This window comes from Bradyrhizobium sp. 1200_D9_N1_1 (assembly GCF_052075915.1).
Lineage (GTDB): Bacteria > Pseudomonadota > Alphaproteobacteria > Rhizobiales > Xanthobacteraceae > Bradyrhizobium > Bradyrhizobium diazoefficiens.
Genome location: NZ_CP197226.1, coordinates 2678657 through 2703036 on the forward strand (window position 1 = coordinate 2678657; position 24380 = coordinate 2703036).

The following is a 24380-nucleotide window of genomic DNA, read 5'->3' on the forward strand; positions in this document are numbered from 1 at the left end:
AACGGAAGCAGTCTGCGTCCCTCACTTTTGGGGAGCGTTCGCGCATGAGCTTCCCCGACATCACACCCTCACTCAAAGCGACGATGCCTGATCTGCGCGGCCGGCTGCTGGCCAACCAGTCGCTGGCCGAGCTGACCTGGTTTCGCGTCGGCGGCCCCGCGCAGGTGCTGTTCACGCCGGCGGACGAGGACGATCTCGCTTATTTCCTCGCGCATCTCGCGTCCGACATTCCGGTCTACGTCGTCGGCGTCGGCTCCAACCTGATCGTGCGCGACGGCGGCATTGCGGGCGTGGTGATACGCCTCGCGCCGCGCGCCTTTGGCGAGGCGAGCGCGAGCGGTGACATCGTCACCGCAGGCGCTGCCGCGCTCGACAAGCGCGTGGCGGAGGTTGCCGCGAGCGCGAACATCGGCGGGCTCGAATTCTATTTCGGCATTCCCGGCACCATCGGCGGCGCGCTGCGCATGAACGCGGGCGCCAATGGCGGCGAGACCAAGGACGTGCTGATCGAGGCGCGCGGCGTCGGGCGCGACGGCAAGAAGCACGTCTTCTCCAATGCCGACATGAAGTTCGCCTATCGCAACAGCGGCGTCGATCCCTCCGTCATCTTCACGTCTGCGCGCTTTCGCGGTGAGGTCAAGGATGCGGATGCGATCCGCGCGCGCATGGCGGAGGTGCAGAGCCATCGCGAGACCGCGCAGCCGATCCGCGAAAAGACCGGCGGCTCGACCTTCAAGAATCCGCCCGGCCATTCCGCCTGGAAGCTGGTCGACGCCGCCGGCTGCCGGGGCTTGCGCGTCGGCGGCGCGCAGGTCTCCGAGATGCACTGCAATTTCTTGATCAACACGGGCGATGCCACCGCGCACGACATCGAGACGCTGGGCGAGACCGTGCGTGCGCGCGTGAAGGCGAATTCCGGAATTGAGCTACATTGGGAAATCAAGCGGATCGGGGTTTCATGATCACCGTCATTCCGGGGCTCGCGAAGCGAGAGCCCGGAATCCATCGGGCGGCAGAGACGGTGGAGAGATGGATTCTCAGATGCGCAATTGCGCATCGTAGTTCGCGACTTCGTCGCGCCCCGGAATGACGAACTAGAGAGATTGCGGACTATGAACATGCGCATCACCATCCTCTTCGGCGGCTCCAACCGGGAGCGTCTGGTTTCGGTTGCCTCGGCCCAGGCGCTGCATCAGGCGCTGCCCGAGGCCGATCTGTGGTGGTGGGACGTCGAGGACAGGGTGCATGTCGTCCAGTCGAAGCAGTTGCTCGAACATGCCCGTCCGTTCGAGGACGAGTTCAAGCCCGGCACATCAGGCATTCCGCTGGTGCAGGCGCTCGACCAGGCCAAGGCGGAAGATCGCGTGCTGGTGCTCGGCCTGCATGGCGGATGTGCCGAGAACGGCGAATTGCAGGTGATGTGCGAGGCGCGCGGCGTGCCGTTCACCGGTTCGGGCTCGGCCTCCTCGCATCTCGCCTTCGACAAGATCGCGGCCAAGCATTTCGCCGCGCTCGGCGGCGTGACGCCGCCCGCAAACATCGCGCTGGACGATATCGACGAGGCCTTCGCCGAATACGGCCGGCTGATCGCAAAGCCGGCGCGGGACGGGTCGAGCTATGGCCTGATCTTCGTCAACGCCAGGCAGGACCTCGTCGCCGTCCGCAATGCCGCGAAGCACGAGGAGTATGTGATCGAGCCCTATATCGCCGGCGTCGAGGCGACCTGCGGCGTGCTGGAGCGCACCGACGGCTCGATCGTCTCGCTGCCGCCGATCGAGATCATTCCGGGCGAGGGCAATTTCGACTACGCCGCAAAGTACCTTCTGTCGACGACGCAGGAGATCTGCCCCGGCCGTTTCACGCCCGAGATCACCGCCGCGCTGAAGCAGCAGGCGATGCTGGCGCACCGGGCGATGTCCTGCACCGGCTATTCCCGCTCGGACTTCATCGTCTCGGCCAAGGGGCTCGTCTATCTCGAAACCAACACGCTCCCCGGGTTGACCAAGTCCTCGCTCTACCCCAAGGCGCTGAAGGCCGAGGGCATCGCGTTCGTCGACTTCCTGCGCGGCCTGGTCGAGCTCGCCGGGCGGGGTGTACGGAAATAATTAGGACTGGTTAACGGCCAAACGGGCGAAACGGCCCGTTTTGGGCCCCAAATCCGGTAAAATGCCGGAGATCGCGGCATAAATGCCTCACATGGCTGGGCAAAAAGCGTCCCGCGTTAACGAACTTTACCTTTTGTTTACCAGGACATCCGAAGGTTAACGCTGGCGGCGCATATGGCGCTTTGGCTGCCGGCGCGTGAGCTGTTGCGGGTGATGTCACCTCCAGCGAACGCTTTGATGGGAGAGGCTTCGTCTGCTGATCCGACCCGGCAAGTCCGAGACGTCATGTTCGCCAGGACCCGCGCGATGTCGCGGGCAAACTGTTGACGAGCTCGTGCAATGGATGGTGCAGGAAGCCTCACCCGGTCGTTTTTCAGATCGCTGAGGCCCCAAGCTGATCTGAAGGCGGCCGCTATCGGAGCGGTCGTGCTTCTGCGCGAGTGGGTGCAGGACAAGCGCCAGGAAAGACTTCACGCCGCACGCGCTGCCGCCAAGGACAAGATCAAAGCGAAGGCCGTGGTCGAGCGCGAGCCGCCGCCGCGCGTGGTCGCGCTGGTCGAGCGCTATCTGCCGCGCCGGGTCGGGATCAGCATGACCGTGCTGCTGCTGATCGGCAGCTGCGGCTTCGGCATCGTCAAAGGCGGCCATCTCCAGGATTTCGTCACGGCGGTCAGCGACGCCCGCAACGCGATGGCCAATTCCGCCGGCTTCCGCATCACCTCCGTCGTGATCAACGGCCGCAAGCAGCTCACCCAGGACGAGATCCTCGCAATCGGCGGCGTCAGCGGCCGTTCCTCGCTGCTGTTCCTCGACGCCGACGCCGTGCGCGACAAGCTCAAGGCCAATCCCTGGATCGCGGATGCGACCGTGCTCAAGCTCTATCCGGGCCAGCTCATGATCGAGCTCACCGAGCGCAAGGCGTTCGCGCTGTGGCAGGAGGCCGGCCGCCTCTCCGTTATCGCCGATGACGGCGCCGTGCTCGAGCCCTATGTCTCGCGCCGGTTCCTGTCGCTGCCGCTCGTGGTCGGCAAGGGCGCCGACACGCAGGCCCGCGATTTCCTCGCGCTGCTGGCGCGCTATCCGCAGGTCAACTCGATCACCAAGGCCGCGATCTTCGTCGGCGAGCGGCGCTGGAACCTGAGGCTCAAGGACGGCCTCGACATCCGCCTGCCCGAGCAGGACGTCGGCAACGCGCTTGCGATGCTGTCCAGGCTCGACAAGGAAGACAAGCTGTTCTCCCGCGACATCGTCGCCGTCGACATGCGCCTGCCCGATCGCCTGGTGGTGCAGCTGTCCGAGGACGCCGCCAAGGCGCGCGAAGAGCAGTTCAAGGACAAGAAGAAAAAGAAGGCCGGGGACGCTGCATGACCGGTCTCGATCGCACCCAGACGCCGAAGACGCGCCAGATGCCGCACAAGCGCGGCGGGCTCGTCGCCTGCCTCGACATCGGCACCAGCAAGATCGCCTGCATGATCGCGCGGCTGAAGCCGTCGGCGCCGAGCGAGGCGTTGCGCGGCCGCACCCACGCGGTGGAGCTGATCGGTTACAGCCAGATCCAGTCGCGCGGCATGAAGGCCGGCGCGGTGGTCGATCTCGGCGAATGCGAGCAGGCGGTGCGCCAGGCCGTCGGGCTTGCGGAGAAGATGGCCAAGGTGCGGGTCGAGTCCGTGCTGCTCTCGGTCTCCGGCGGCCGGCTCTCCGGCCAGCTGGTCGAAGCCGCCGCCGACATCCGCGGCGGCGCCGTGACGCCGGCCGACGTCAGCCGCGTCACTTCCACCGGCATGCGCCACGCCACCGGCGAGGGCCGCACCGTGCTGCACGCGCTGCCGGTCGGCTACACGCTCGACGGCGTCAAGGGCATCCGCGATCCCCGCGGCATGGTCGCGCATCAGTTCGGTGTCGACATGAACGTCGTCACCTGTGACGCCACCGTGGCGCGGAACCTGATGCTCGCGGTGGAGCGCTGCCACATCAATGTCGAAGCCATGGCGGCGAGCCCCTATGTCGCCGGCCTGTCGGTGCTGACCGACGACGAGGCCGATCTCGGCGCGGCCGTCGTCGAGATGGGCGCGGGCACCACCACGATGGCGGTCTATGCCGGCGGCCGCTTCGTGCACGCGGCCGGTTTTGCGGTCGGCGGGCAACACATCACGATGGATCTCGCGCGCGGACTGTCCGCGACCATTGCCGATGCCGAGCGAATCAAGACGTTATACGGGACCGTCATCACCGGCGGATCGGACTCGCGTGAGCTGATGTCTGTGCCGACAGCCGGTGACGAGCAGGATCTGCCACAGATCGTCTCCCGCGCCACCATCGCCAACATCGTCAAGCACCGTGCCGAGGAAATCTTCGAAATGGTCCGGGACCGGTTGAAGGATTCGCCCTTCGCATCAGAGCCCAACGGCCGCGTCGTGCTCTCGGGCGGCGCCTCGCAACTGACCGGTCTCGTCGAACTCGGAACACAGATTCTCGGCCGGCCCGTGCGGGTCGGACGTCCGCTCGGCTTCGGCCGGCTGCCCAACGAGGCGAAGAACGCCGCGTTCGCGGTGCCCGCCGGACTCCTCGTCTACCCGCAATATGTTCACCAGGAGCATGTCGAACCGCGGCATACGCGGCAGCAGGTCAGGACAGGGACCGGCGGTTATTTCGGAAAGGTTGGACGATGGCTACGCGAGGGCTTCTGATGACTCCTTTCCGCAATTTCTCATTTTCACCAACTCCCGCGGCCGCCGGCCGGGGCGAACCCACGCGCGCGTGATCGAGAGGCAAACATGACCATCAGCATCAATGTTCCTGACATTCACGAACTGAAGCCCCGGATCACCGTGTTCGGCGTCGGCGGCGCCGGCGGCAACGCCGTCAACAACATGATCACGGCGGGCCTGCAGGGCGTCGACTTCGTCGTCGCCAACACCGACGCGCAGGCGCTGACGATGTCGAAGGCGCAGCGCATCGTGCAGATGGGCACGGCGGTCACGCAAGGTCTCGGCGCCGGCTCGCAGCCGAACGTCGGCGCCGCGGCGGCGGAAGAGGTGATCGACGAGCTGCGCGACCATCTCTCGGGCGCCAACATGGTGTTCGTCACGGCCGGCATGGGCGGCGGCACCGGCACCGGCGCTGCTCCCGTCATCGCCAAGACTGCGCGCGACATGGGCATCCTCACCGTCGGCGTCGTCACCAAGCCGTTCCACTTCGAAGGCGGCCGCCGCATGCGCACCGCCGAAGCCGGCATCAACGAGCTGCACAAGGTTGTCGACACGCTCCTGATCATCCCGAACCAGAACCTGTTCCGGGTTGCCAACGAGAAGACCACCTTCGCCGACGCCTTCGCGATGGCCGACCAGGTGCTCTATTCGGGCGTCGCATGCATCACCGACCTGATGGTCAAGGAAGGCCTGATCAACCTCGACTTCGCCGACGTGAGAGCGGTGATGAGGGAGATGGGCAAGGCGATGATGGGCACCGGCGAGGCCTCCGGCGACAAGCGCGCGCTGACCGCCGCGGAAGCCGCGATCGCCAACCCGCTGATCGACGATAGCTCGATGAAGGGCGCCAAGGGCCTCCTCATCTCCATCACCGGCGGCAAGGACCTCACGCTGTTCGAGGTCGACGAGGCCGCAACCCGCATCCGCGAGGAAGTCGACCAGGACGCCAACATCATCGTCGGCGCCACCTTCGACGAAGCGCTCGATGGCCTGATCCGCGTCTCGGTCGTCGCCACCGGCATCGAGCAGGCCGCGATCGCCCGCAACAGCCAGGCTACCTCCGCTCCGGTCGCGAACGCAGCGCCGCAGGTGCAGCAGGCTCCCGCAGCTCCGGCCGCCGCCGCCGAGAGCCGTCTCGCCGACCTGACCGCGCGTCTGCGTGCCGACAACCAGCGCCTGGCCGAACGTGCCCAGAAGCTGGATGCGCAGGCCCCAGTGTCTGGATTCGCGCCGGCCGCTGCCGCGCCGGTGGCGCCGCGTCCGAACGTCGAGCGTGCTGCGCTCGCCGCCATCGCGGCTGCCGTTGCCGACGTTCCGCAGGCGCCCGCGCCGATGCAGACCTATGGCGACGTCACCGTGCGCCCGATCGCGCAGAAGCCGACCTTGTTCCCGGAGCCTGAGCAGGCCCCGGTCGCGATGCAGGAGCCGATGACGCCGGAAACCTTCATCCCGCCGCAGGCCGAGCGTGCGCCGATGCGTGCGCCGCGGATGCCGCGCCTCGAGGAGCTGCCGATGCCGGCCCAGGCCGAGATTCGTCAGGCCCGCGGCGAAGTCGAAGAAGAGACCCCGCAGAAGACCCGCCTGTCGCTGCTCCAGCGCCTCGCCAATGTCGGCCTTGGCCGCCGCGACGAGGAGAGTGAGCCGCCGGTCGCCGCCCGCACCGCTGGTCCGGCGATACCGCCGCTGCCGGAGCGTCGTCCGCAGAAGAGCGTGGCACAGCAGATCGCGGCCACCGAACCGGTATCGGAGTATGCGCGGCGTCCCGCGCCGCAGGGCCTCGACGTGCATGGCCGTTCCGCGCCTGTTGCGCCGGCGCCACAGGGTGACGACCATCTTGATATCCCGGCCTTCCTGCGGCGTCAGGCGACCTGAGGATTGTTACAATAAGGCAGACGCAAAGAGGCCCCGGCAGCAAGCTTGCCGGGGCCTTTCCATTTTCACCGGGCATGCCCGGATTGCATGGCCAAGCAACTGATTTTAAATCATTAATTATGCATTGGGTGGTTCAGTAAAACCGCCGGCAGCAGCCCAAAACCTCGGCGCAATTTGGTTAAGCCTTGGCGCGAATACGGCAGGTTTGGGGTAACAATCGGTAAAAAAGCGTGAGTTGGCGCTGTTTGAGGCAGTGACTATGGTTTGCCGTGACTTGGGGATACGGATTCGGACGGCGGCCTTGGCCAGTCTGTCAGGTTTGTATAAGTCGCAGTGGTCGTAGTGGGGCGGTTCCTGATGAAATTTAGCCGGCAAACAACGCTTCGTGCGCAAGCCACCGTGGTTGGCGTCGGCGTTCATTCCGGTCTTCCCGTCACCCTCACGCTTGGACCTGCGCCTGTTGACGCAGGTTTTGTTTTTGTCCGTACCGGCCTTGAGGGAAGTGACCGCGAGGTTCAGGCGACCGCCGAGCAGGTGATCGCGACCGATCTCGCCACCGTCCTCGGCGATCGCGACGGTCCGCTGGTCTCCACCGCCGAGCACGTGCTTGCTGCGCTGCGGGGTATGGGCGTTGACAACGCAGCTATCGAGATCGACGGGCCGGAAGTGCCGATCATGGACGGCAGCGCCGCGGCCTTCATTGCGGCGATCGAGCAGGCCGGCATCGTCACCCAGCCGGCGCAGCGCCGCTTCATTCAGGTTTTGAAGCCGATCTCAGTCAAGATCGGCGACTCTTTCGGCGAGATACGGCCCCACGCCAACGGGTTCCGCGCCGAGGTCGAGATCGATTTCGCCAACCCCGTCATCGGCCGGCAGAGCTACGCCTTCGACCTCAACCCGGAACGTTTCCGCCGCGAAGTCGGCCGCGCCCGGACGTTCGGCCTGATGTGCGACGTCGCCCGGCTCTGGAGCGCGGGCTACGCGCTCGGCGCCTCCTTCGACAACACCGTCGTGTTCGACGATGAGCGGCTGCTCAACACCGAGGGCCTGCGCTACGCCGACGAATGCGTCCGCCACAAGGTGCTGGACGTGATCGGCGACCTCGCGCTGGCCGGGCTGCCGCTGCTTGGCGCCTACCGCTCGGTGCGCGGCGGCCACAAGCTCAACCACGCCGTTCTGACCGCGCTGCTTGCCGATCGTACCGCCTGGCGGGTGGTCGAGGGCGAGGCGGTCCGCCGCACCACGCGTCCCGTGGCCGAAACCGGTCGCGGTATTGTCGGCGGCCGGATTGCCGCGGCCTACGGGCCGGACGTGTCCTGAAGACACCTGTGGCCGCGGGCGTCTGGCGGCGGCTGTCCCCGGGAAACTCCTGGTAACCATGATCGACTAGCATTGCGGCACGTTCGCCTTAATCCGGGCGAAATGCCTGCCCATACGGTTGGTTAACGATCGTTTTTCGGATACATCGGCGTGGTCGCATGGCAGGCACCACGGCATCATTTCGCGCCCATGACGGGGTTCGTGGGCTGGCGGGCACCGCATCACAGGGCGTCAGGGCTTAAAACTCATGTCGGCACAGCGTATGACGCGCGGATATCTTTCGATCTCGCCTCGCGCGCGCGGGGGGCTTCAGGCCGTCACCTTCATCATGCTCGCGCTGCCGCTGGCCGGCTGCGGCACCGGCGCGCTCTGGGACAAGTTCACCGCCAAGGACGACACCTTCGTCGAGGAGCCCGCCGACAAGATCTACAATGAGGGCCTGTACCTCATGAACGAGAAGAAGGACATGAAGGCGGCGAACAAGAAGTTCGAAGAGGTCGACCGCCAGCATCCTTATTCCGACTGGGCCCGCAAATCGTTGCTGATGTCCGCCTATGCGTCCTACCAGGGCGGCGACTATGACGGCTGCATCGGCGCCGCCACCCGCTATGTCACGCTGCATCCCGGCAGCCCGGACGCGGCCTATGCGCAATACCTGATCGCCGCCTCGCATTACGACCAGATCCCGGACATCAGCCGCGACCAGAGCCGCACCGAGAAGGCGATCGCCTCGCTGGAAGAGGTGATCCGCAAATATCCGACGTCCGAATACGCGACCTCGGCCAAGGCCAAGATCGAGGGCGCGCGCGACCAGCTCGCCGGAAAGGAAATGAACGTCGGCCGCTATTACATGCAGAAGCGCGACTACACGGCGGCGATCAACCGCTACAAGGCCGTGGTCACGCAGTACCAGACCACGCGCCATGTCGAGGAGGCGCTCTACCGGCTGACCGAAGCCTATATGGCGATCGGCATCGTCGGCGAGGCGCAGACCGCGGCCGCTGTGCTTGGCCACAATTTTCCTGACAGCCGTTGGTACAAGGACGCCTATAATCTTGTAAAATCGGGTGGTCTCGAGCCGAGCGAGAATCAGGGGTCCTGGATCAGCAAGACCTTCAAGAAAATGGGCCTCGGCTAGGAAATTTGGTTCCATGCTAGCGCGTCTGTCGATCCGTGACATCGTCCTGATCGAACGGCTCGATATCGAATTCGCGACGGGCCTCGCGGTTTTGACCGGCGAGACCGGTGCGGGCAAATCCATCCTCCTCGATGCCTTTGCGCTGGCGCTCGGCGGCCGCGGCGACGCCGGCCTCGTGCGCCACGGCGCGGAGCAGGGGCAGGTCACGGCCGTCTTCGATATCCCCAAAAATCACCCCGCGGCGGCGATCCTCGCCGAGAACGGTCTCGACGACACCGGCGAGATGATTCTCCGCCGCGTCCAGCTCGCCGACGGCCGCACCCGCGCCTTCATCAACGACCAGTCGATCAGCGTGCAGACGCTGAAAGCGGTCGGCGCCGCTCTGGTCGAGATTCACGGCCAGCATGACGAGCGCGCGCTGGTCGATGCCGCCACGCACCGCCGCCTGCTCGATGCCTTTGCCGGCCTCGAGAAGGACGTTGCGGTCGTCGAGTCGCTTTGGGATGCGCGCCGCACCGCCAACACCGAGCTGGAGGAGCATCGCGCCGGCATGGAGCGGGCCGCGCGCGAGGCCGACTACCTGCGCCACGCCTCCGACGAGCTGAAGCAGCTCGCCCCCAAGGACGGCGAGGAGACCTCGCTGGCGTCCCGCCGGACCACGATGATGCAGGGCGAGAAGATCGCCTCCGACCTGCGCGAGGCGCAGGAGGCGGTGGGCGGCAACCACTCTCCGGTCGCGGCGCTGTCGGCCGCGGTGCGCCGGCTGGAGCGCCGCGGCGTCAATTCGCCGGCGCTGGTCGAGCCCGCAGTCAAGGCGATCGACGCCGCGATCAACGCGCTGGAGGAAGCCGACCAGCATCTCCTGGCCGCGCTCGCCGCAACCGATTTCGATCCGGCCGAGCTCGAACGCATCGAGGAGCGGCTGTTCGCCCTGCGCGCTGCCTCGCGCAAATATTCTACGCCGGTCGACGGGCTCGCCGCGCTCGCCGCCAAATACGCCGCCGACGTCGTGCTGATCGATGCCGGTGCCTCGCGCCTGAAGAAGCTGGAGCAGGCTGCGATCGAGGCAGATAGCCGCTATGCCGCGGCCGCCAAGAAACTGTCGATGGCGCGGCAGAAATCGGCCGAGAAGCTCAACAAGGCCGTCAATGCCGAGCTCGCCCCGCTCAAGCTCGAGCGCGCGAAATTCATGACCCAGGTCGAGACCGACGAGGCCGCGCCGGGGCCGCAAGGTTTTGATCGCGTCGAGTTCTGGGTGCAGACCAATCCGGGCACCAAGCCGGGCCCGCTGATGAAGGTCGCCTCCGGCGGCGAGCTGTCGCGCTTTCTCCTGGCGCTCAAGGTCGTGCTGTCTGACCGCGGCTCGGCGCCGACGCTCGTGTTCGACGAAATCGACACCGGCGTCGGCGGCGCGGTGGCCGACGCCATCGGCGGGCGCCTGGCGCGGCTTGCCGGCAAGGTCCAGGTGATGGCCGTGACCCACGCCCCGCAGGTCGCCGCGCGGGCCGACCAGCATCTGCTCATCTCCAAGGACGCCCTCGACAAGGGCAAGCGCGTCGCCACCCGCGTCAACGCGCTGGCCGCCGACCACCGCCGCGAGGAGATCGCCCGCATGCTCGCCGGTGCCGAGATCACCGCCGAGGCACGGGCGGCCGCGGACCGGCTGCTCAAGGCGGCGACGGCTTAGTTACACACTGTCATTCCGGGGCGATGCGAAGCATCGAACCCGGAATCTCGAGATTCCGGGTTCGGCTCTTCGCCGCCCCGGAATGACGGGCTTAGCTGCAAATCGATTCGTACAGATCATCCCAAGTCGGGTTCGTTTTCTCGATCAACTGAACCTTCCAGGCTCGCTTCCACTTCTTCAACTCCTTCTCACGCGATATCGCTGAAATCGGATCATCATAAATCTCGAACCAGACCAGCCGAGTAATATTGTATTTCGTTGTGAATCCGGGAACAGCCTTGATTCGATGCTCGTAGGTGCGGCGTACGAGGTCGTTGGTGATGCCGACATAGATTGCTCCATCGCGGCGGCTTGCTAGGATATAGACGTAATACGCCATGAGCCCCTCCCCACCGTCATTCCGGGGTGCACGAAGTGCGAACCCGGAATCTCGAGGTTCCGGGTCTGGTCCTTCGGACCATCCCGGAACGACGAGCTAGAACCTTAAGTATGATGGCAAGAGCAGCAAAATCCAAACCGCTCCGTGACGTCGCCGAGCTCACCAAGGCGCAGGCCAAGGTCGAGCTCATGCGGCTCGCGCTGGAGCTCGAAGGGCATGACAAGCGCTACTATCAGGATGACGCGCCCACCGTCACCGACGCCGAATACGACGCGTTGCGCCAGCGCTTCAATGCGATCGAAAAACGCTTTCCGGAATTCGTCAGCGCGGAATCGCCCTCGCAGAAGGTCGGCGCGGCGCCGTCAGGCCGCTTCAGGAAGGTCCGGCATGCCGTCCCCATGCTGTCGCTCGACAACGCCTTTGCCGAAGAGGACGTGCGCGACTTCGTCGGCCGCATCGTGCGCTTCCTGAAGCTCGACGACGACAAGATCGACTTCTCCGCCGAGCCGAAGATCGACGGTCTCTCGATGTCGCTGCGCTATGAGGGCGGCGAGCTCGTCACTGCCGCGACGCGCGGTGACGGTGCGGAGGGCGAGGATGTCACCGCCAATATCCGCACGCTCGAAGACGTGCCGCAGAAGCTGAAGGGCCGCAATGTCCCCGACATCTGCGAGGTACGCGGCGAGGTCTACATGACCAAGAAGGCGTTCCTCGCGCTCAACGAGCGGCAGAAGGCCGCCGGCGATACGATCTTCGCCAATCCGCGCAACTCGGCGGCCGGCTCGCTCCGCCAGAAGGATCCGACCATCACCGCCTCGCGCCCCCTCGGCTTCTTCGCCTATGCCTGGGGCGAGATGAGCGCGATGCCGGAGGAGACGCAGACCGGCATGATCCACTGGTTCGAGCGCTGCGGCTTCAAGACCAATCCGCTGACCAGGCTGTGCCACTCGGTCGAGGAGCTGATCGCGTTCCACCAGAGGATCGAGGAAGAGCGCGCCGAGCTCGACTACGACATCGACGGCGTCGTCTACAAGGTCGACCGCATCGATTGGCAGGAGCGCCTCGGCTTCGTCTCGCGCACGCCGCGCTGGGGCATCGCGCACAAATTCCCCGCCGAGCAGGCCATGACGGTGCTGCGCGACATCGAGATCCAGGTCGGCCGCACCGGCTCGTTCACGCCGGTCGGCAAGCTCGAGCCGGTCGGCGTCGGCGGCGTGATCGTGCAGAACGTCACGTTGCACAATGAGGACTACATCAAGGGCATCGGCAACAAGGGCGAGGTGCTGCGCGAGGGGCGCGACATCAGGATCGGCGACACCGTCGTGATCCAGCGCGCCGGCGACGTCATCCCGCAGGTGGTCGACGTCGTCCTCGACAAGCGGCCGAAGACTGCCAAGGAATTCCACTTCCCCAAGACGTGCCCGTGCCCGCTGCACACCGACGTCACGCGCGAGGAGACGGCCGCGGGCGAAGAGGGCTCGCGCGCCCGCTGCACCGGTGAGTTCGCCTGCCCCTATCAGAAGATCGAGCACCTCAAGCTGTTCGTGTCGCGGCGGGCCTTCGACATCGACGGCCTCGGCGAGAAGCAGCTCCAGTATTTCTTCGACGAAGGTTTTGTGAAAGAGCCCGCCGACATCTTCACGCTGGAGAAGCGCAACGCGAAACTCAAGCTCGAGGAGATCGAGGGTTACGGCGCCACCTCCGTGCGCAACCTCTTCGCCGCCATCGAGAGCCGGCGCAGAATCGCGCTCGAGCGCTTCGTCTATGCGCTCGGCATGCGCCATGTCGGCGAGACCACCGCGCTGGCGCTGGCGCGCGGCTACGGCTCCTGGGAGGCGTTCCACGACGCCTGCCTCAAGGTCGCCAAGGGCGACGAGGAGGCGATGGCGGACATGGATGCGCTCGACCAGATCGGCGACACCGTGATCAAGAGCATCGCCGATTATTTCGGCGAGAGCCACAACCGCGGCATCGTCGAGCGCCTGACCAAGGAGGTCGAGATCGTCGACGCCGAGAAGCCGAAGAGCAACTCGGCCGTCGCCGGCAAGACCGTGGTGTTCACGGGCTCGCTGGAGAAGATGACGCGGGATGAAGCCAAGGCCACCGCTGAGCGGCTCGGCGCCAAGGTGTCGGGCTCGGTGTCGAAGAAGACCGATCTCGTCGTCGCCGGCCCGGGCGCCGGCTCGAAGCTCGCCGAGGCCAACAAGCACGGCGTCAAGGTGCTGACCGAAGACGAGTGGCTGAAGCTGATCGCGGAGTGATCTTGATTCCGTCATTCCGGGCCGATGCGAAGCATCGAACCCGGAATCTCGAGATTCCGGGTTCGCCTCTTTGAGGCGCCCCGGAATGACGGAGAAAAATCCCTCTACATCATCCCGCTCTCTTCCTCCTCCGCCTGTTCGATCAGCGCGTCGCTCACCACGACCTCGCGGCGGGGGACGACGAAGATCATCATGCAGGCGCAGAGCAGCGAGATCGCGAGCACGGCGGAGGTCAGCGGCAGTGTCGTTGAGGAGTGGCCGCCGAGATAGGCGCCGAATTGCGACATCAGCGCGCCGATGCCCTGCTGGAGGAAGCCCATCGCGCCGGACGCGGTGCCGGCCGCTTCGGGGCGGATGCTGATCGCACCGGCGGCGGAATTCGCCATCACGAAGGCATTGCCGGCCATCACGATCATCTGCGTGCCGAACAGCCAGGCGGGCGCTTCATTCCAGCCGGCGAAACTCCAGAACAGGTTCAAAAGGCTGCCGCCGAGCTGAAGGCCGAGCCCGAACCAGATCAGCTTTTCCAGCGAATGGCGCGGCGCAAAGCGCACGCAGAGCAGATTGCCGACGAGATACGCAAAGCCTGACGTAGCAAACCACGCGCCGTATTCGGCGCTGCTGCGGCCCATCTGCGTCACCACGATGTAGGGGCCGCCGCCGGCGAAGGTGAAGATGATCTGCGAGGCCAGCACCTGGCACATCACGTAGCCGACGAAGGCGCGGTTCCTGATCAGGGTGCCGATGTCGGCGCGAAAGCCGCTGCCGGCGGCGCGGCTGCGACGCGTTTCCGGCAGCGCCACGGCGATGCCGACGGCGACCGCAACTGCGCCGATGGTGATGGCGTAGAAGATCGCGCGCCAGCCGAACGCGGTCTCGATCAGGCCGCCGGTGAGCGGCGAGAGCATCTGTCCGATCATCAGGGCCGCGACGACGAGGCTGATCATGGAGGCGACGCGCTGGCGCTCGTAGATGTCGCGGATGATGGCGCGGCTCACCACCATGCCGGTGGCGCCGCCCAGCGCCTGGAAGAAGCGTGCGGCGATCAGTTGCGGCAGGTTCTGCGCGAAGATGCAGGCAACGCTCGCCGCCACCATCAGCGCGAGCCCTGCGAGCAGCACCGGGCGCCGCCCGAACTTGTCCGACAGCGGCCCCATGATCAGCTGGGAGCAGGCGATGCCGACCATGAAGAGCGACACAGTCATCTGCGCGATCGAGATGTCGCTGCCGAAGTTCGTCGCCAGCACCGGCAGCGCCGGAACCAGCATGTAGAGCGAGATCGGCGCAATGCCGGTCATGACGACGAGCAGCAGCAACACCACGCGCGAGGTCGCGATGGTCTTCATTGCCGCTTCCGGCGGCCTGCTGATCATGCCGTGCATGCGTGTCCGTCTCTGACAGTTCGAATCGGACTGTAGCGTGCTCGCGCAAGACGGATATCGGCGTTTCGGAATGCGGCTATTCGGATTTTGGGACGGTTATAATAACAGCGCGATGGAGACCGACTGGGCGCACGTCTCGTTCCACAAATGCGGTGTCATTCCCCGCGAAGGCGGGGAATCCAGTATTCCAGGGACGGAAGTGGGATAGGGAGACGCTGCGGCGTACTGGATGCCCCGCCGGAGCCTGTCATCGGGCTCGCCGAAGGCGAGACCCGGGAAGCAGCCTTGCACAAATCGCGTAGTGCTATGCGCTGCACTCTGAATGACGACCTTACGCCTTCAGCTCCGCCGTCGCCTGATCGAGCCACGCCTTCGTTGCCTCGTCCAGCGCCGGCCCTACCTCGGCCCGCACACGCGCGTGGTAGGCATTGAGCCAGTCGAGCTCGTCCTTGCTCAGCATCGCCACGTCGATCAGCCGGCGGTCGATCGGTGCCAGGGTCAGCGTCTCGAACGCGTTCATCGGCTTCTCGGCACCCTTGATGTCGGCGGCGACGACCAGCTCGAGGTTCTCGATGCGGATGCCGAAACCGTCGGTCTTGTAGTAGCCGGGCTCGTTGGAGAGGATCATGCCGCGCTTCAGCGGCGTGGTGCCGAGCTTCGAGATCCGCGCCGGCCCTTCGTGAACACTGAGATAGCTGCCGACGCCATGGCCGGTGCCGTGCTCGAAATCGACGCCGGCGGCCCAGAGATATTGCCGTGCCAGCGTGTCGAGCTGAGCGCCATTGGTGCCGTCGGGGAAGATCGCGCGCGCGATCGCGATGTGGCCGCGCAGCACGCGGGTGAAGCGGTCGCGCATCTCGCCCGTGGGCTCGCCGATCGCCATGGTGCGCGTCACGTCGGTGGTGCCGTCTTCATATTGCGCGCCGGAATCGATCAGCAGCAGGTCGCCGGGCGCGATGCGCCGGTTGCTCTTGCGGGTGACGCGGTAGTGCACGATGGCGCCGTTCGGGCCGGTGCCCGATATAGTCGGGAACGACACGTCCTTCAGCGCGCCGGTGTCGCGGCGGAATGTCTCCAGCGCCTCCACCGCGTCGATCTCGGTGAGCTTGCCGCTGGGCGCCTCGCGATCGATGAAGGCGAGGAAGCGCGCCAGCGCCACGGCATCGCGGCGATGCGCCGTCTGCGTGCCCTTGATCTCGGTCGCGTTCTTGACCGCCTTGAGCAGCGCAATCGGATCGCTGCCGCGCACCGGCTTGCCGCCGGCGCCGGCGATCAGCCGGCTCAGCGCGTCGGCCGCGGTGGCATTGTCGAGCGCGATCGCGGCGCCGCTCTTGGCCAGCGCCATCAGCGTCGGCGCCATCGCATCGGGCTCGCGCACGTCGGCCGATTGCTCGAGATGGTCGCGCGTCAGGTTGGAGAGCTTGCGGTGGTCGATGAAGATGGTCGGCCGTCCGTCCTTCGGCACCAGCGCGTAGGACAGCGGCAGCGGGGTATGCGCGACGTCGGCGCCGCGGATGTTGAAAGTCCAGGCCACCGCATGACTGTCCGACAGCACCAGCGCATCGGCGCCGAGCTTGGTGATCTCGCTCTTGATCTGAGCCAGCTTCTCGGCCTCGCCGATGCCGGCATGTTGCACTCCGTGCACGGCGACGGGAGCAAGCGGCGGCTGCGGCCGGTCGTGCCAGACCGCGTCCACCGGGTTGCTGTCGACCGCCACCAGCTCGGCGCCGGCCCTGGTGCAGGCGGCGGCGAGGCGCTCGGCTGCTGCAAAAGTGTGCAGCCATGGATCAAATCCGAGGCGGTCGCCGGCTTTCAGATGCGCCGACACCCAGCTCTCCGGCGGCGGGTCGATCAGCGACTCCACCGCCCAGGCCTTTGCGTCGACCTGCTTGGCCGCCTGGATCGTGTAGCGGCCGTCCACGAACAATGCGGCTTCGCGGGTCAGCACCACCGCCAGTCCCGCCGATCCGGTGAAGCCGGTCAGCCAGGCGAGCCGCTCTTCCGAGGGCGCCACATATTCATTCTGCTGCTGGTCGGCGCGCGGAATGACGAAGCCGGTCAGCTTGCGGCGGGCGAGTTCTTCGCGGAGCGCCGCAAGGCGCGCCGTCAATGCGACGCCGGCCTCGGGCTCTTCGAATGTCTGGAAGTGTGCTTCGAACATGGTGGACCACTTTAGGATTATGGGGATCGCTCCGCAATGTGGACGCATTCGCGGCGCATCTGGCATGGACTGTGCTTGAAAAAGTTCCGCTTGAGTCGAGTGGAGTAAAGGGATGCGGCCTTTGAGCTCCGTCCGGATAACAGGGAAATTCGAGCAAGTGTTTCTACTCAACGGCGAGGGGACACACGATGCCAGCGTTCACGTTTGAGAAGATTTCGCCGCCGGCCCGCCGGGCCCCGGCCACAACCACACCGAAGAAGCCGCGCGGTCTCATCAGCCAGATGATCGACCGTTTCGCCGAGCGCCGCGCCCGGCGCGCCTTGCAGGGCGAGCGCGCGATGCGCCGGGACGAGAAGCCGGCGGAGTAGGCGGTGTTTGTTCACCTCGCCCCGCTTGCGGGGAGAGGTCGGATTGCGAAGCAATCCGGGTGAGGGGGACTCTCCGCGAGTCCAGTTCTCACCGCCCCCGTGGAGACTCCCCCTCACCCCAACCCTCTCAGCGCGAGCGAAGCTCGTCGCGGCCCCGCATCCGCTTCGCCATAGCTTCGGCGGACAAGAGCGGGGCGAGGGAGCACACCGCCGTCGCGGATGCTTGATCGGCTTATCCCACCTTCCGCAGCAGCAGGCTGCTCCACCCCTCGATCCGCAGATGCCGCAGCGGCACGAGGCCGCGTGCGCGATAGGCGGCGATCACGGCGGGGGCCTGGTGCGTCAGCAGGCCGGAGAGGATGACGCGCGCGCCGGGCGCCAGGTGCCGCGCCATCGGGCTCGCCAGGTGCCGCAGCGGATTGGCAAGGATGTTGGCCAGCACCAGGTCGAACGGGCCCGCCCGGGCAAAATCCGGCGCGGCGAAGCCGGTGGCGCGGATCACCCGCACATGGTGACCGACTTCGTTCAGCCGGCCGTTCTCGGCCGCCACCCGCACCGAGGGCGGGTCGATGTCGGAGGCAAGCACGGCGCGATGCAGTGCCTTCGCCGCCGCGATGGCCAGCACGCCGGTTCCGGTGCCGAGGTCGAGCACGTTGCTCGGGCGGGAACTCTTCAGGACATGGTCAAGGAGGAGTAAACAGCCGCGCGTGGTGCCGTGATGGCCGGTGCCGAAGGCGAGCGCCGCCTCGATCTCGATCTTGAGCTTGTTCGGCGCGACGCGGTCGCGGTCATGGCTGCCGTGCACGACGAAGCGTCCGGCCGGCACCGGGACGAGGTCTTCCAGGCTGGCCTTGACCCAGTCCTTGGCTTCGACGGTGTCGAAGGCAAGCGTGTCGGCGATCTCATTTCCTGCCGAATTTACAACGAGTTCGCGCAGCCAAGCCTGGTCCGGCGCATCCGCAAAATGCAGCGTGACGTCCCATTGTCCGTCCGGCCGTTCGAAGGCGGCGACCGCGGCATCGCCTTCGAAAAACACCTCGGTGAGCACGTCGACGACGCGCCGGGCCGCGGCCTCGCTGCCGATCGAAAAGCTGGCGCGATGGGTGGGGGAAGGCTGCATGCTAGGGTTCCGTCAGGTTCAATTTTTGGAACTTTTGTTCCCAATTTTCCGCATAACTTGCGGTTCCGGGATTAACCCGTCCGAAGGTTGCGCTCCGTAGATTTTCGGATGTTGGGGCGAACCAACGCAGCTTGAAATAGAAATGGAGGCGAGTCTTGACGCGCATGATTTTGAAGTTCTGGTCCAATGAATCCGGTGCGACCGCAATCGAGTACGGCCTTATCGCGGCCGGTATCGCGCTGGCGATCATCACCGTGGTGAACGGCCTGGGCACCACGATGAACGAAAAGTTCACTTCGATTAGCACCTCCTTGAAGTAATTTCCGCCTCCCATTTCCCAGCGGGGGCACCTTTCTTCGTAGGCTATGTCTGACTAGCGCCCGCTCAGGAATTGCTCCTGGCGGGCGAAGTCATTTTCCCGCGTGCGATTCCCGGCCGGTATCCACGGGTTGTCCGCCATTTGCCAGAGCGTTATCCACCGGCTCGTCCCGTCGTTGGCCAGCGGTTTTCCACCGCCTTTCCCCAGACTTGTCCCGATGGTCCGGTGCCGCCATCCTCTTCCCGGGCACACACCTCTCGACAGCCTGTCCACAGCCCATCCACAGACCTATCCACGGCTTCCGAACAGCGACCGGTGATCCCGCAGGATCGCTTGTGCTGCGTTGTGGCCGGGGGCGCCGGTGACGCCGCCGCCGGGATGGGCGCCGGAGCCGCAGTGATAGAGGCCTTTCAGGGGGCCGCGATAATCGGCATGGCCCAGCATCGGCCGTGCCGAGAACAGCTGGTTCAGCGTCAGCGCGCCGTGGAAGATGTCGCCGCCGAGGAGGCCGAACTGCCGTTCGAGATCCAGCGGCGAGAGAATCTGGCGGCCGAGCACGCTTGACGCAAAACCCGGCGCGTAGCTGTCCACCGTCGCGATTATGAGATCGGCGACCTCGTCGCGATGGTCGTCCCAGGATCTGCCGTCGGGAAGCTCCGGCGCGACGTGCTGGCAGAACAGGCTCGCGACATGCTTGCCTTCGGGCGCAAGCGTGTCGTCGAGCGTGGAGGGGATCAGCATCTCGACCACGGGTTCGCGGCTCCAGCCGTGCGCGCGCGCATCGAGAAAGGCCCGGTCCATGTAGCCGAGGCTCGGCGCCAGGATGATGCCCGAGGTGAGGTGATCGCCGTCATCCGGCAGCGCCGTGAAGGAGGGCAGGCGGTCCAGCGCCACGTTCACGCGGAAGGTGCCGGAGCCGTTCTTCCAGTGCCGGATGCGGGCGAGGAAGTCCTTCGGCAGGGCGTCGGCCGCGATCAGCCGCGTATAGAGCAGCTTTGGATTGACGTTGGCCGCGACGTATTTCGCCCGGATCGTCGCGCCGTTGTCCAGCACGACGCCGACGGCGCGGTCGCGTTCGACGATCACCTCGCGCACGCCGGCGTCCGTGTCGATCGCGACGCCCCGGCCCTGCGCGGCGCGCGCCATCGCCTGCGTGATCGCGCCCATGCCGCCGATGGCGTGGCCCCAGACGCCCTTCTTGCCGTTCACCTCGCCGAAGGCGTGATGCAGCATCACATAGGCCGAGCCGGCGGCGTAGGGGCTCGCATAATTGCCGACGATGGCATCGAAGCCGAACAGCGCCTTGACCAGATCGTGCTCGAAGCGCTCGTCAAGCATCTCGCCGGCCGAGCGGGTGAAGAGATCGAGCAGGCTGCGGCTTTGCTCCAGCGTGAGGCCGCGCAGGATGTTGGCGCTCTGCAATGCGTTCACGGCCTCGCGGATCGCGTTGGTGCCAAAACCGTCGAGCAGGTTCGGCGGCGCGCGCAGCACGAACTGCCGCAGCACGTCGGCGATGTCTTCCAGCTCGCGCGAGAAGCCGTCGAGTGCGTCCGCATCATGCGCGCTCAGCCGCGCGACTGACGCTTTTGTCCGTCCCTCGCCGGTGAGCAGATAGCTGCCGTCCGGCGCTGGCAGAAAATTCTGCGCCCGCCGTTCGACGATACGCAGGCCCTGCTCGGCAAGCCCGAGGTCGCGGATCACCTGCGGATTGAGCAGGCTCACGGTGTAGGCTGCGACAGAATTGCGGAAACCCGGATGAAACTCCTCCGTGACCGCCGCTCCGCCGACCACCTTGCGACGCTCGACCACGCGCACGCGCAACCCCGCCATCGCGAGATAGGCCGCGCAGGTGAGGCCGTTATGGCCAGCGCCGATGATGACGACGTCGGTTTCGGTCATGGGAGCTTCTGAATGTTCCACAGTCATTCCGGGGCGATGCGACGGGACCGCGTAGCGCGGCCCGGAGCATCGAACCCGGAATCTCGAGATTCCCCGGTGCGCAACTGCGCACCTGTGGTCTGGTCCTTCGGACCATCCCGGAATGACATTTCTATATCAAGCATTCCTCGCTGCAACATCACGAGCCCCTTTATTGCCCGTTCAGGCGCCTTGTGCTCCATTGCGCCCCGTCCGGCGCCCGCCGGAGGAACTATCCGACGCGAACCGGTGCCCACTTCGCCGGAAAACGCTTTTGCCGGAGCTTTCATGGATTCGATCGTGCAACCCGCCGCCACGGAGCAGCCGTCGTCGTCGCGCAACCGGCTGCTGCTGGCGGTCTACACCGCTGCGATCTTCGTCAGCGCGCTGCTGCTGTTCTCGGTGCAGCCGCTGTTCACGAAGATGGTGCTGCCGCGTCTGGGCGGCTCGCCGGCGGTGTGGTCGGTCGCCATGGTGTTCTTCCAGTCGCTGCTGCTGGCGGGCTACGCCTATGCGCATCTGTTGATGCAGGTCCGGAACCGGATCGTTCCGGTGGTGGTGCATCTGGTGTTGCTGGCCCTGGCCTTCGCCACGCTGCCGCTCGGCATCGCCACCGCCTATGGCGAGCCGCCCGCGTCGGGCTATGCGGTCTGGCTGCTCGGCCTGTTCGTGGTCTCGATCGGGCTGCCGTTCTTCGCGCTCGCCGCCAACAATCCGCTGCTGCAAGCCTGGTTCGTCCGCACCGGCCATCCCGCCGGACACGATCCCTATTTCCTCTATGCCTCCTCCAACATCGGCAGCTTCCTGGCGCTGTTGTCCTATCCGTTCCTGCTGGAGCCGATGTTCACGCTGCACACGCAGAACCGGTTCTGGACCGGCGGCTATGGCCTCCTGATTCTCCTGATCGCCGCCTGTGGCGTGCTGCTGCTGCGCTCGCCAAAACTGGCGGTGGTCGATGCGCGGACCGAGGAGATCAATGCGCCGGCCCCCGGCCTCGTGACGCGGCTGCGCTGGATCTTCCTCGCCGCGGTGCCGTCGGGACTGCTCATCGCCGTCACCGCGCACATCTCCACCGACGTCGCGGCAGCGCCGCTTCTGTGGGTGCTGCCGCTGTCGCTGTACTTGCTCACCTGGGTGGTGGTGTTCCAGTCGCGGCCGCTGCTGCCGCATAAATGGATGCTGATGCTCCAGCCGGTGGCGATCGCGGGCGTGGTCTTCCTGCTGGCCTTCGGGGGCGAACAGAATCTGCTGCTGACGCTCGGCGGTCATCAATTGTGCTTCTTCGTCATCGCCATGGCCTGTCACGGCGAATTGGCGCGGACCCGGCCGGCCGCCAAATATCTCACCGGCTTCTATGTCGCGCTGTCGTTCGGCGGCATGGTCGGCGGCCTCTTTGCAGGCCTCGTTGCTCCATTCACCTTCTCGTGGATCGCCGAATATCCGATCCTGATCGCGCTCGCGGCGCTGTGCCGCCCGTCCGCCAACGAGCGTCTTGCCGGCATCGTCAAATGGTACTGGCTGGCGCTCGCCGCGCTCGCGGTGGCGCTCGTTGCGCCGTCCTACACCACAGGCAGCCTTTCGACCTGGTTCGAGGATCACCGCGTCTGGTTCGCCGGCTCCGTCGGCGTGCTCGCCGCGCTGCTGGCATTGGCGCTCAATGCCGGCCGCTGGAAGATCTCTGCCACGGTTGCGCTCGCGCTGGCGTTGATCCGTGTCTATCCGGCGGATGAGGGCCGCGTCACCACCGTGCGCAGCTTCTTCGGCGTCCACAAGATCGTGGAGACGCCCGGCGGCTATTTCCACGTGCTGATGCACGGCACCACGATCCACGGCGCCGAGCGCTTCCGCAACAATGACGGCACGCCGGTCACCGGGCGGCCCGAGGCGATCACCTATTATCACAAGGACGGCGGCATCGGCCAGGCCATCACCGCGCTCCGCGAGCGCAAGGGCGCGCCGCTGAAGGTCGCCGCGATCGGCGTCGGATCGGGCACGCTCGCCTGTGCCGCCGAGCCAGGGGAGAGCTGGAAATTCTTCGAGATCGACCAGTCGATGGTCGATGCGGCGCGCGACCCGAAGAATTTCCGCTACATCTCGAGCTGCCTGCCGGACCTGAAGCCGGTGATCGGGGACGCACGCCTGACCTTCGCGAAGGAGCCGGACGGCGCCTATGACTTGATCATCGTCGATGCCTATTCGTCGGATGCGATCCCGATCCATCTTGCGACCGAGGAGGCGATGAAGATCTACAAGGACAAGCTCGCTCCGCACGGCGCCGTGGTGATGCACGTGTCCAACCGGCATCTCGATCTCGAAACCGTCGTGGTCGGCATCGCCGATGCCAACGATCTCAAGAGCTGGGTCTTCAACGAGGATTCCGGGCGGGATGCCGACTACATCTTCTCGACCGACGTCGTCATCTCCGCGCGCGAGGAGGCCGACGTCGGCAAGATCGCCTCGTCCAAGGTCTGGGAGCAGACCGAAGCCGACGACAGGGTGCGGGTCTGGACCGACGATTATTCCAACATTCTGGGCGCGCTGTACCGGCGCTTGAGGGATGGGGAGTAGGTTTTTGCGATGTCTCGTGCCCCGGCTCTGCAGAGCAGCGTTGCACGCTGCGCTGCGTCCGGGACACGAGACCGCTCAAGGCGCCACCGGCGTTCCCGCCGGCAGCGCAAGTCCCTTCTCGCCCGCAACCTGCCGCAACAGGTCGGGCCTATCCGAGATGATTCCGTCGACGCCGATCTCGATCATGCGCGTCATGTCCTCGGGCTTGTTGACCGTCCAGACCACGACGCGCAGCCCGAGCCCGTGAGCCTCCGAGACGAGGGCCGCAGTCACATCGTCGAAATAGGGCGACCAGATCGCGCCGCCCGCAGCCTTGATGGTTCGCGGCAGCGAGCCGCCGTGATCGGCGGGGCTGAAACCCGCGGTCCAGTTGGTGGCCTTGTCCAGCACCACGGTCTGTCCTGAACCGCGCTGGAGCGTCAGGTACACGGTCGGAATGGTCGGTGCCTGCTGCTGGACGAGCTGCAGGGTCCTCCAGTCGAACGACTGGATCATGACGCGCTCGGAAAACTTCTCGGCCTCGATCAGCCCGAGCAGTTTGGTGACAAAACCTTGCGGGTCGAGGGATTCGTCCGGATGGTTCGGATCGATCTTGGTCTCGATGTTGAAGCGCACGCGATCGTTGCCGGATTTGCGCACCAGCGCGAACAGCTGCCTCAAGGTGGGAATGCGTGTCCCCGGGACGGCGCGCTGCTCGGGGAATTGCTTGGCGTAGGCACTGTCCGGACGGAGCTGGCCGACGTCATAGCTCCCGACCTCTTCGAGCCGCAGTCGTACGAAGGGCGTGCCGGGCGGAGCGACATAGGCGCCGTTCGCATCCCGTGCCAGATCGGGATTGAGCCCGCGTTCATGCGAGATGATGACCGCGCCATCGGCGGTGACGCCGACGTCGAGCTCCAGTGTGTCCACGCCCATCGACAGCGCGTTGGCGAAGGCCGGCAGGGTGTTTTCCGGTAGCAGCGCCCGCCCGCCGCGATGCGCCTCGAGATCCAAGGCCATGGCTTCTCCTGCTGTGAGAACCGAGAGCACGGTCAGGATCGTCGCGGCACGTGACGGCATCACAGTTCGCAGCCCA

The 24380-nt window shown here is 65.9% G+C and carries 18 protein-coding genes; 12 read left to right on the top strand and 6 right to left on the bottom strand.

The window, feature by feature from the left end:
- Positions 1-44: 44 nt before the first annotated feature.
- The 8 genes from murB to recN all read left to right on the top strand — a co-directional run bounded on the left by murB (position 45) and on the right by recN (position 10830).
- On the top strand, positions 45-962 hold the full coding sequence (gene murB, locus AB5K84_RS12940; RefSeq protein WP_441232450.1) for a UDP-N-acetylmuramate dehydrogenase: 918 nt from the start codon (positions 45-47) through the stop codon (positions 960-962).
- A gap of 156 nt (positions 963-1118) precedes the next feature.
- Positions 1119-2105, top strand: coding sequence for a D-alanine--D-alanine ligase family protein (locus AB5K84_RS12945; protein WP_375762307.1), 987 nt, complete (start codon positions 1119-1121; stop codon positions 2103-2105).
- A gap of 339 nt (positions 2106-2444) precedes the next feature.
- On the top strand, positions 2445-3473 hold the full coding sequence (locus tag AB5K84_RS12950) for a cell division protein FtsQ/DivIB (RefSeq protein WP_028176241.1): 1029 nt from the start codon (positions 2445-2447) through the stop codon (positions 3471-3473).
- Positions 3470-4792 (top strand): cell division protein FtsA, encoded by a 1323-nt coding sequence (gene ftsA / locus AB5K84_RS12955; RefSeq protein WP_011089337.1) that lies wholly within the window; start codon positions 3470-3472, stop codon positions 4790-4792. The genes AB5K84_RS12950 and ftsA overlap by 4 nt, the downstream gene beginning before the upstream one ends.
- A gap of 87 nt (positions 4793-4879) precedes the next feature.
- On the top strand, positions 4880-6685 hold the full coding sequence (gene ftsZ / locus AB5K84_RS12960; protein WP_011089336.1) for a cell division protein FtsZ: 1806 nt from the start codon (positions 4880-4882) through the stop codon (positions 6683-6685).
- A 357-nt stretch (positions 6686-7042) separates the two neighbouring features.
- Complete coding sequence (gene lpxC / locus AB5K84_RS12965; RefSeq protein ID WP_011089335.1) at positions 7043-8005, top strand: UDP-3-O-acyl-N-acetylglucosamine deacetylase; 963 nt, start codon at positions 7043-7045, stop codon at positions 8003-8005.
- A 247-nt stretch (positions 8006-8252) separates the two neighbouring features.
- Positions 8253-9143 carry an outer membrane protein assembly factor BamD gene (locus AB5K84_RS12970; protein WP_028176240.1) on the top strand — a complete coding sequence of 297 codons (891 nt, stop codon included), beginning with the start codon at positions 8253-8255 and terminating at the stop codon, positions 9141-9143.
- A gap of 13 nt (positions 9144-9156) precedes the next feature.
- Entirely contained in the window at positions 9157-10830 is a 1674-nt protein-coding gene (gene recN / locus AB5K84_RS12975) for a DNA repair protein RecN (RefSeq protein ID WP_441232451.1), read from the top strand.
- Positions 10831-10921: 91 nt separating this feature from the next.
- Here the strand turns inward: recN and AB5K84_RS12980 are convergent, their stop codons facing one another.
- Positions 10922-11209: a GIY-YIG nuclease family protein gene (locus AB5K84_RS12980; RefSeq protein WP_011089332.1), complete on the bottom strand. Its 288-nt coding sequence runs from the start codon at positions 11207-11209 to the stop codon at positions 10922-10924.
- Positions 11210-11322: 113 nt separating this feature from the next.
- Here AB5K84_RS12980 and ligA point away from each other — a divergent pair, with 113 nt between their 5' ends.
- Positions 11323-13470, top strand: a complete 2148-nt coding sequence (gene ligA / locus AB5K84_RS12985) for an NAD-dependent DNA ligase LigA (RefSeq protein ID WP_441232789.1) — start codon at positions 11323-11325, stop codon at positions 13468-13470.
- Between the two features lie 104 nt (positions 13471-13574).
- On the opposite strand, the gene AB5K84_RS12990 is transcribed toward ligA, so the two are convergent.
- Together AB5K84_RS12990 and AB5K84_RS12995 are read right to left on the bottom strand one after the other, a co-directional pair.
- Positions 13575-14852, bottom strand: coding sequence for a multidrug effflux MFS transporter (locus AB5K84_RS12990; protein WP_441232452.1), 1278 nt, complete (start codon positions 14850-14852; stop codon positions 13575-13577).
- 331 nt (positions 14853-15183) lie between these two features.
- Positions 15184-17013, bottom strand: a complete 1830-nt coding sequence (locus AB5K84_RS12995; protein WP_441232453.1) for an aminopeptidase P family protein — start codon at positions 17011-17013, stop codon at positions 15184-15186.
- 188 nt (positions 17014-17201) lie between these two features.
- Here AB5K84_RS12995 and AB5K84_RS13000 point away from each other — a divergent pair, with 188 nt between their 5' ends.
- Positions 17202-17381 carry a hypothetical protein gene (locus AB5K84_RS13000; RefSeq protein ID WP_375762299.1) on the top strand — a complete coding sequence of 60 codons (180 nt, stop codon included), beginning with the start codon at positions 17202-17204 and terminating at the stop codon, positions 17379-17381.
- Between the two features lie 232 nt (positions 17382-17613).
- On the opposite strand, the gene AB5K84_RS13005 is transcribed toward AB5K84_RS13000, so the two are convergent.
- The gene (locus tag AB5K84_RS13005; protein ID WP_011089328.1) at positions 17614-18501 is read right to left on the bottom strand and encodes a 50S ribosomal protein L11 methyltransferase; all 888 of its coding nucleotides are present in this window, start codon (positions 18499-18501) and stop codon (positions 17614-17616) included.
- Positions 18502-18665: 164 nt separating this feature from the next.
- On the opposite strand from AB5K84_RS13005, the gene AB5K84_RS13010 reads away from it, so the two are divergent.
- Positions 18666-18821 (top strand): Flp family type IVb pilin, encoded by a 156-nt coding sequence (locus AB5K84_RS13010; protein WP_011089327.1) that lies wholly within the window; start codon positions 18666-18668, stop codon positions 18819-18821.
- Between the two features lie 287 nt (positions 18822-19108).
- On the opposite strand, the gene AB5K84_RS13015 is transcribed toward AB5K84_RS13010, so the two are convergent.
- Entirely contained in the window at positions 19109-20719 is a 1611-nt protein-coding gene (locus AB5K84_RS13015) for a phytoene desaturase family protein (RefSeq protein WP_441232454.1), read from the bottom strand.
- A gap of 306 nt (positions 20720-21025) precedes the next feature.
- On the opposite strand from AB5K84_RS13015, the gene AB5K84_RS13020 reads away from it, so the two are divergent.
- Entirely contained in the window at positions 21026-23305 is a 2280-nt protein-coding gene (locus AB5K84_RS13020) for a spermidine synthase (RefSeq protein WP_441232455.1), read from the top strand.
- A 75-nt stretch (positions 23306-23380) separates the two neighbouring features.
- On the opposite strand, the gene AB5K84_RS13025 is transcribed toward AB5K84_RS13020, so the two are convergent.
- Positions 23381-24364, bottom strand: a complete 984-nt coding sequence (locus AB5K84_RS13025) for a glycerophosphodiester phosphodiesterase (protein ID WP_441232456.1) — start codon at positions 24362-24364, stop codon at positions 23381-23383.
- Positions 24365-24380 lie beyond the last annotated feature (16 nt).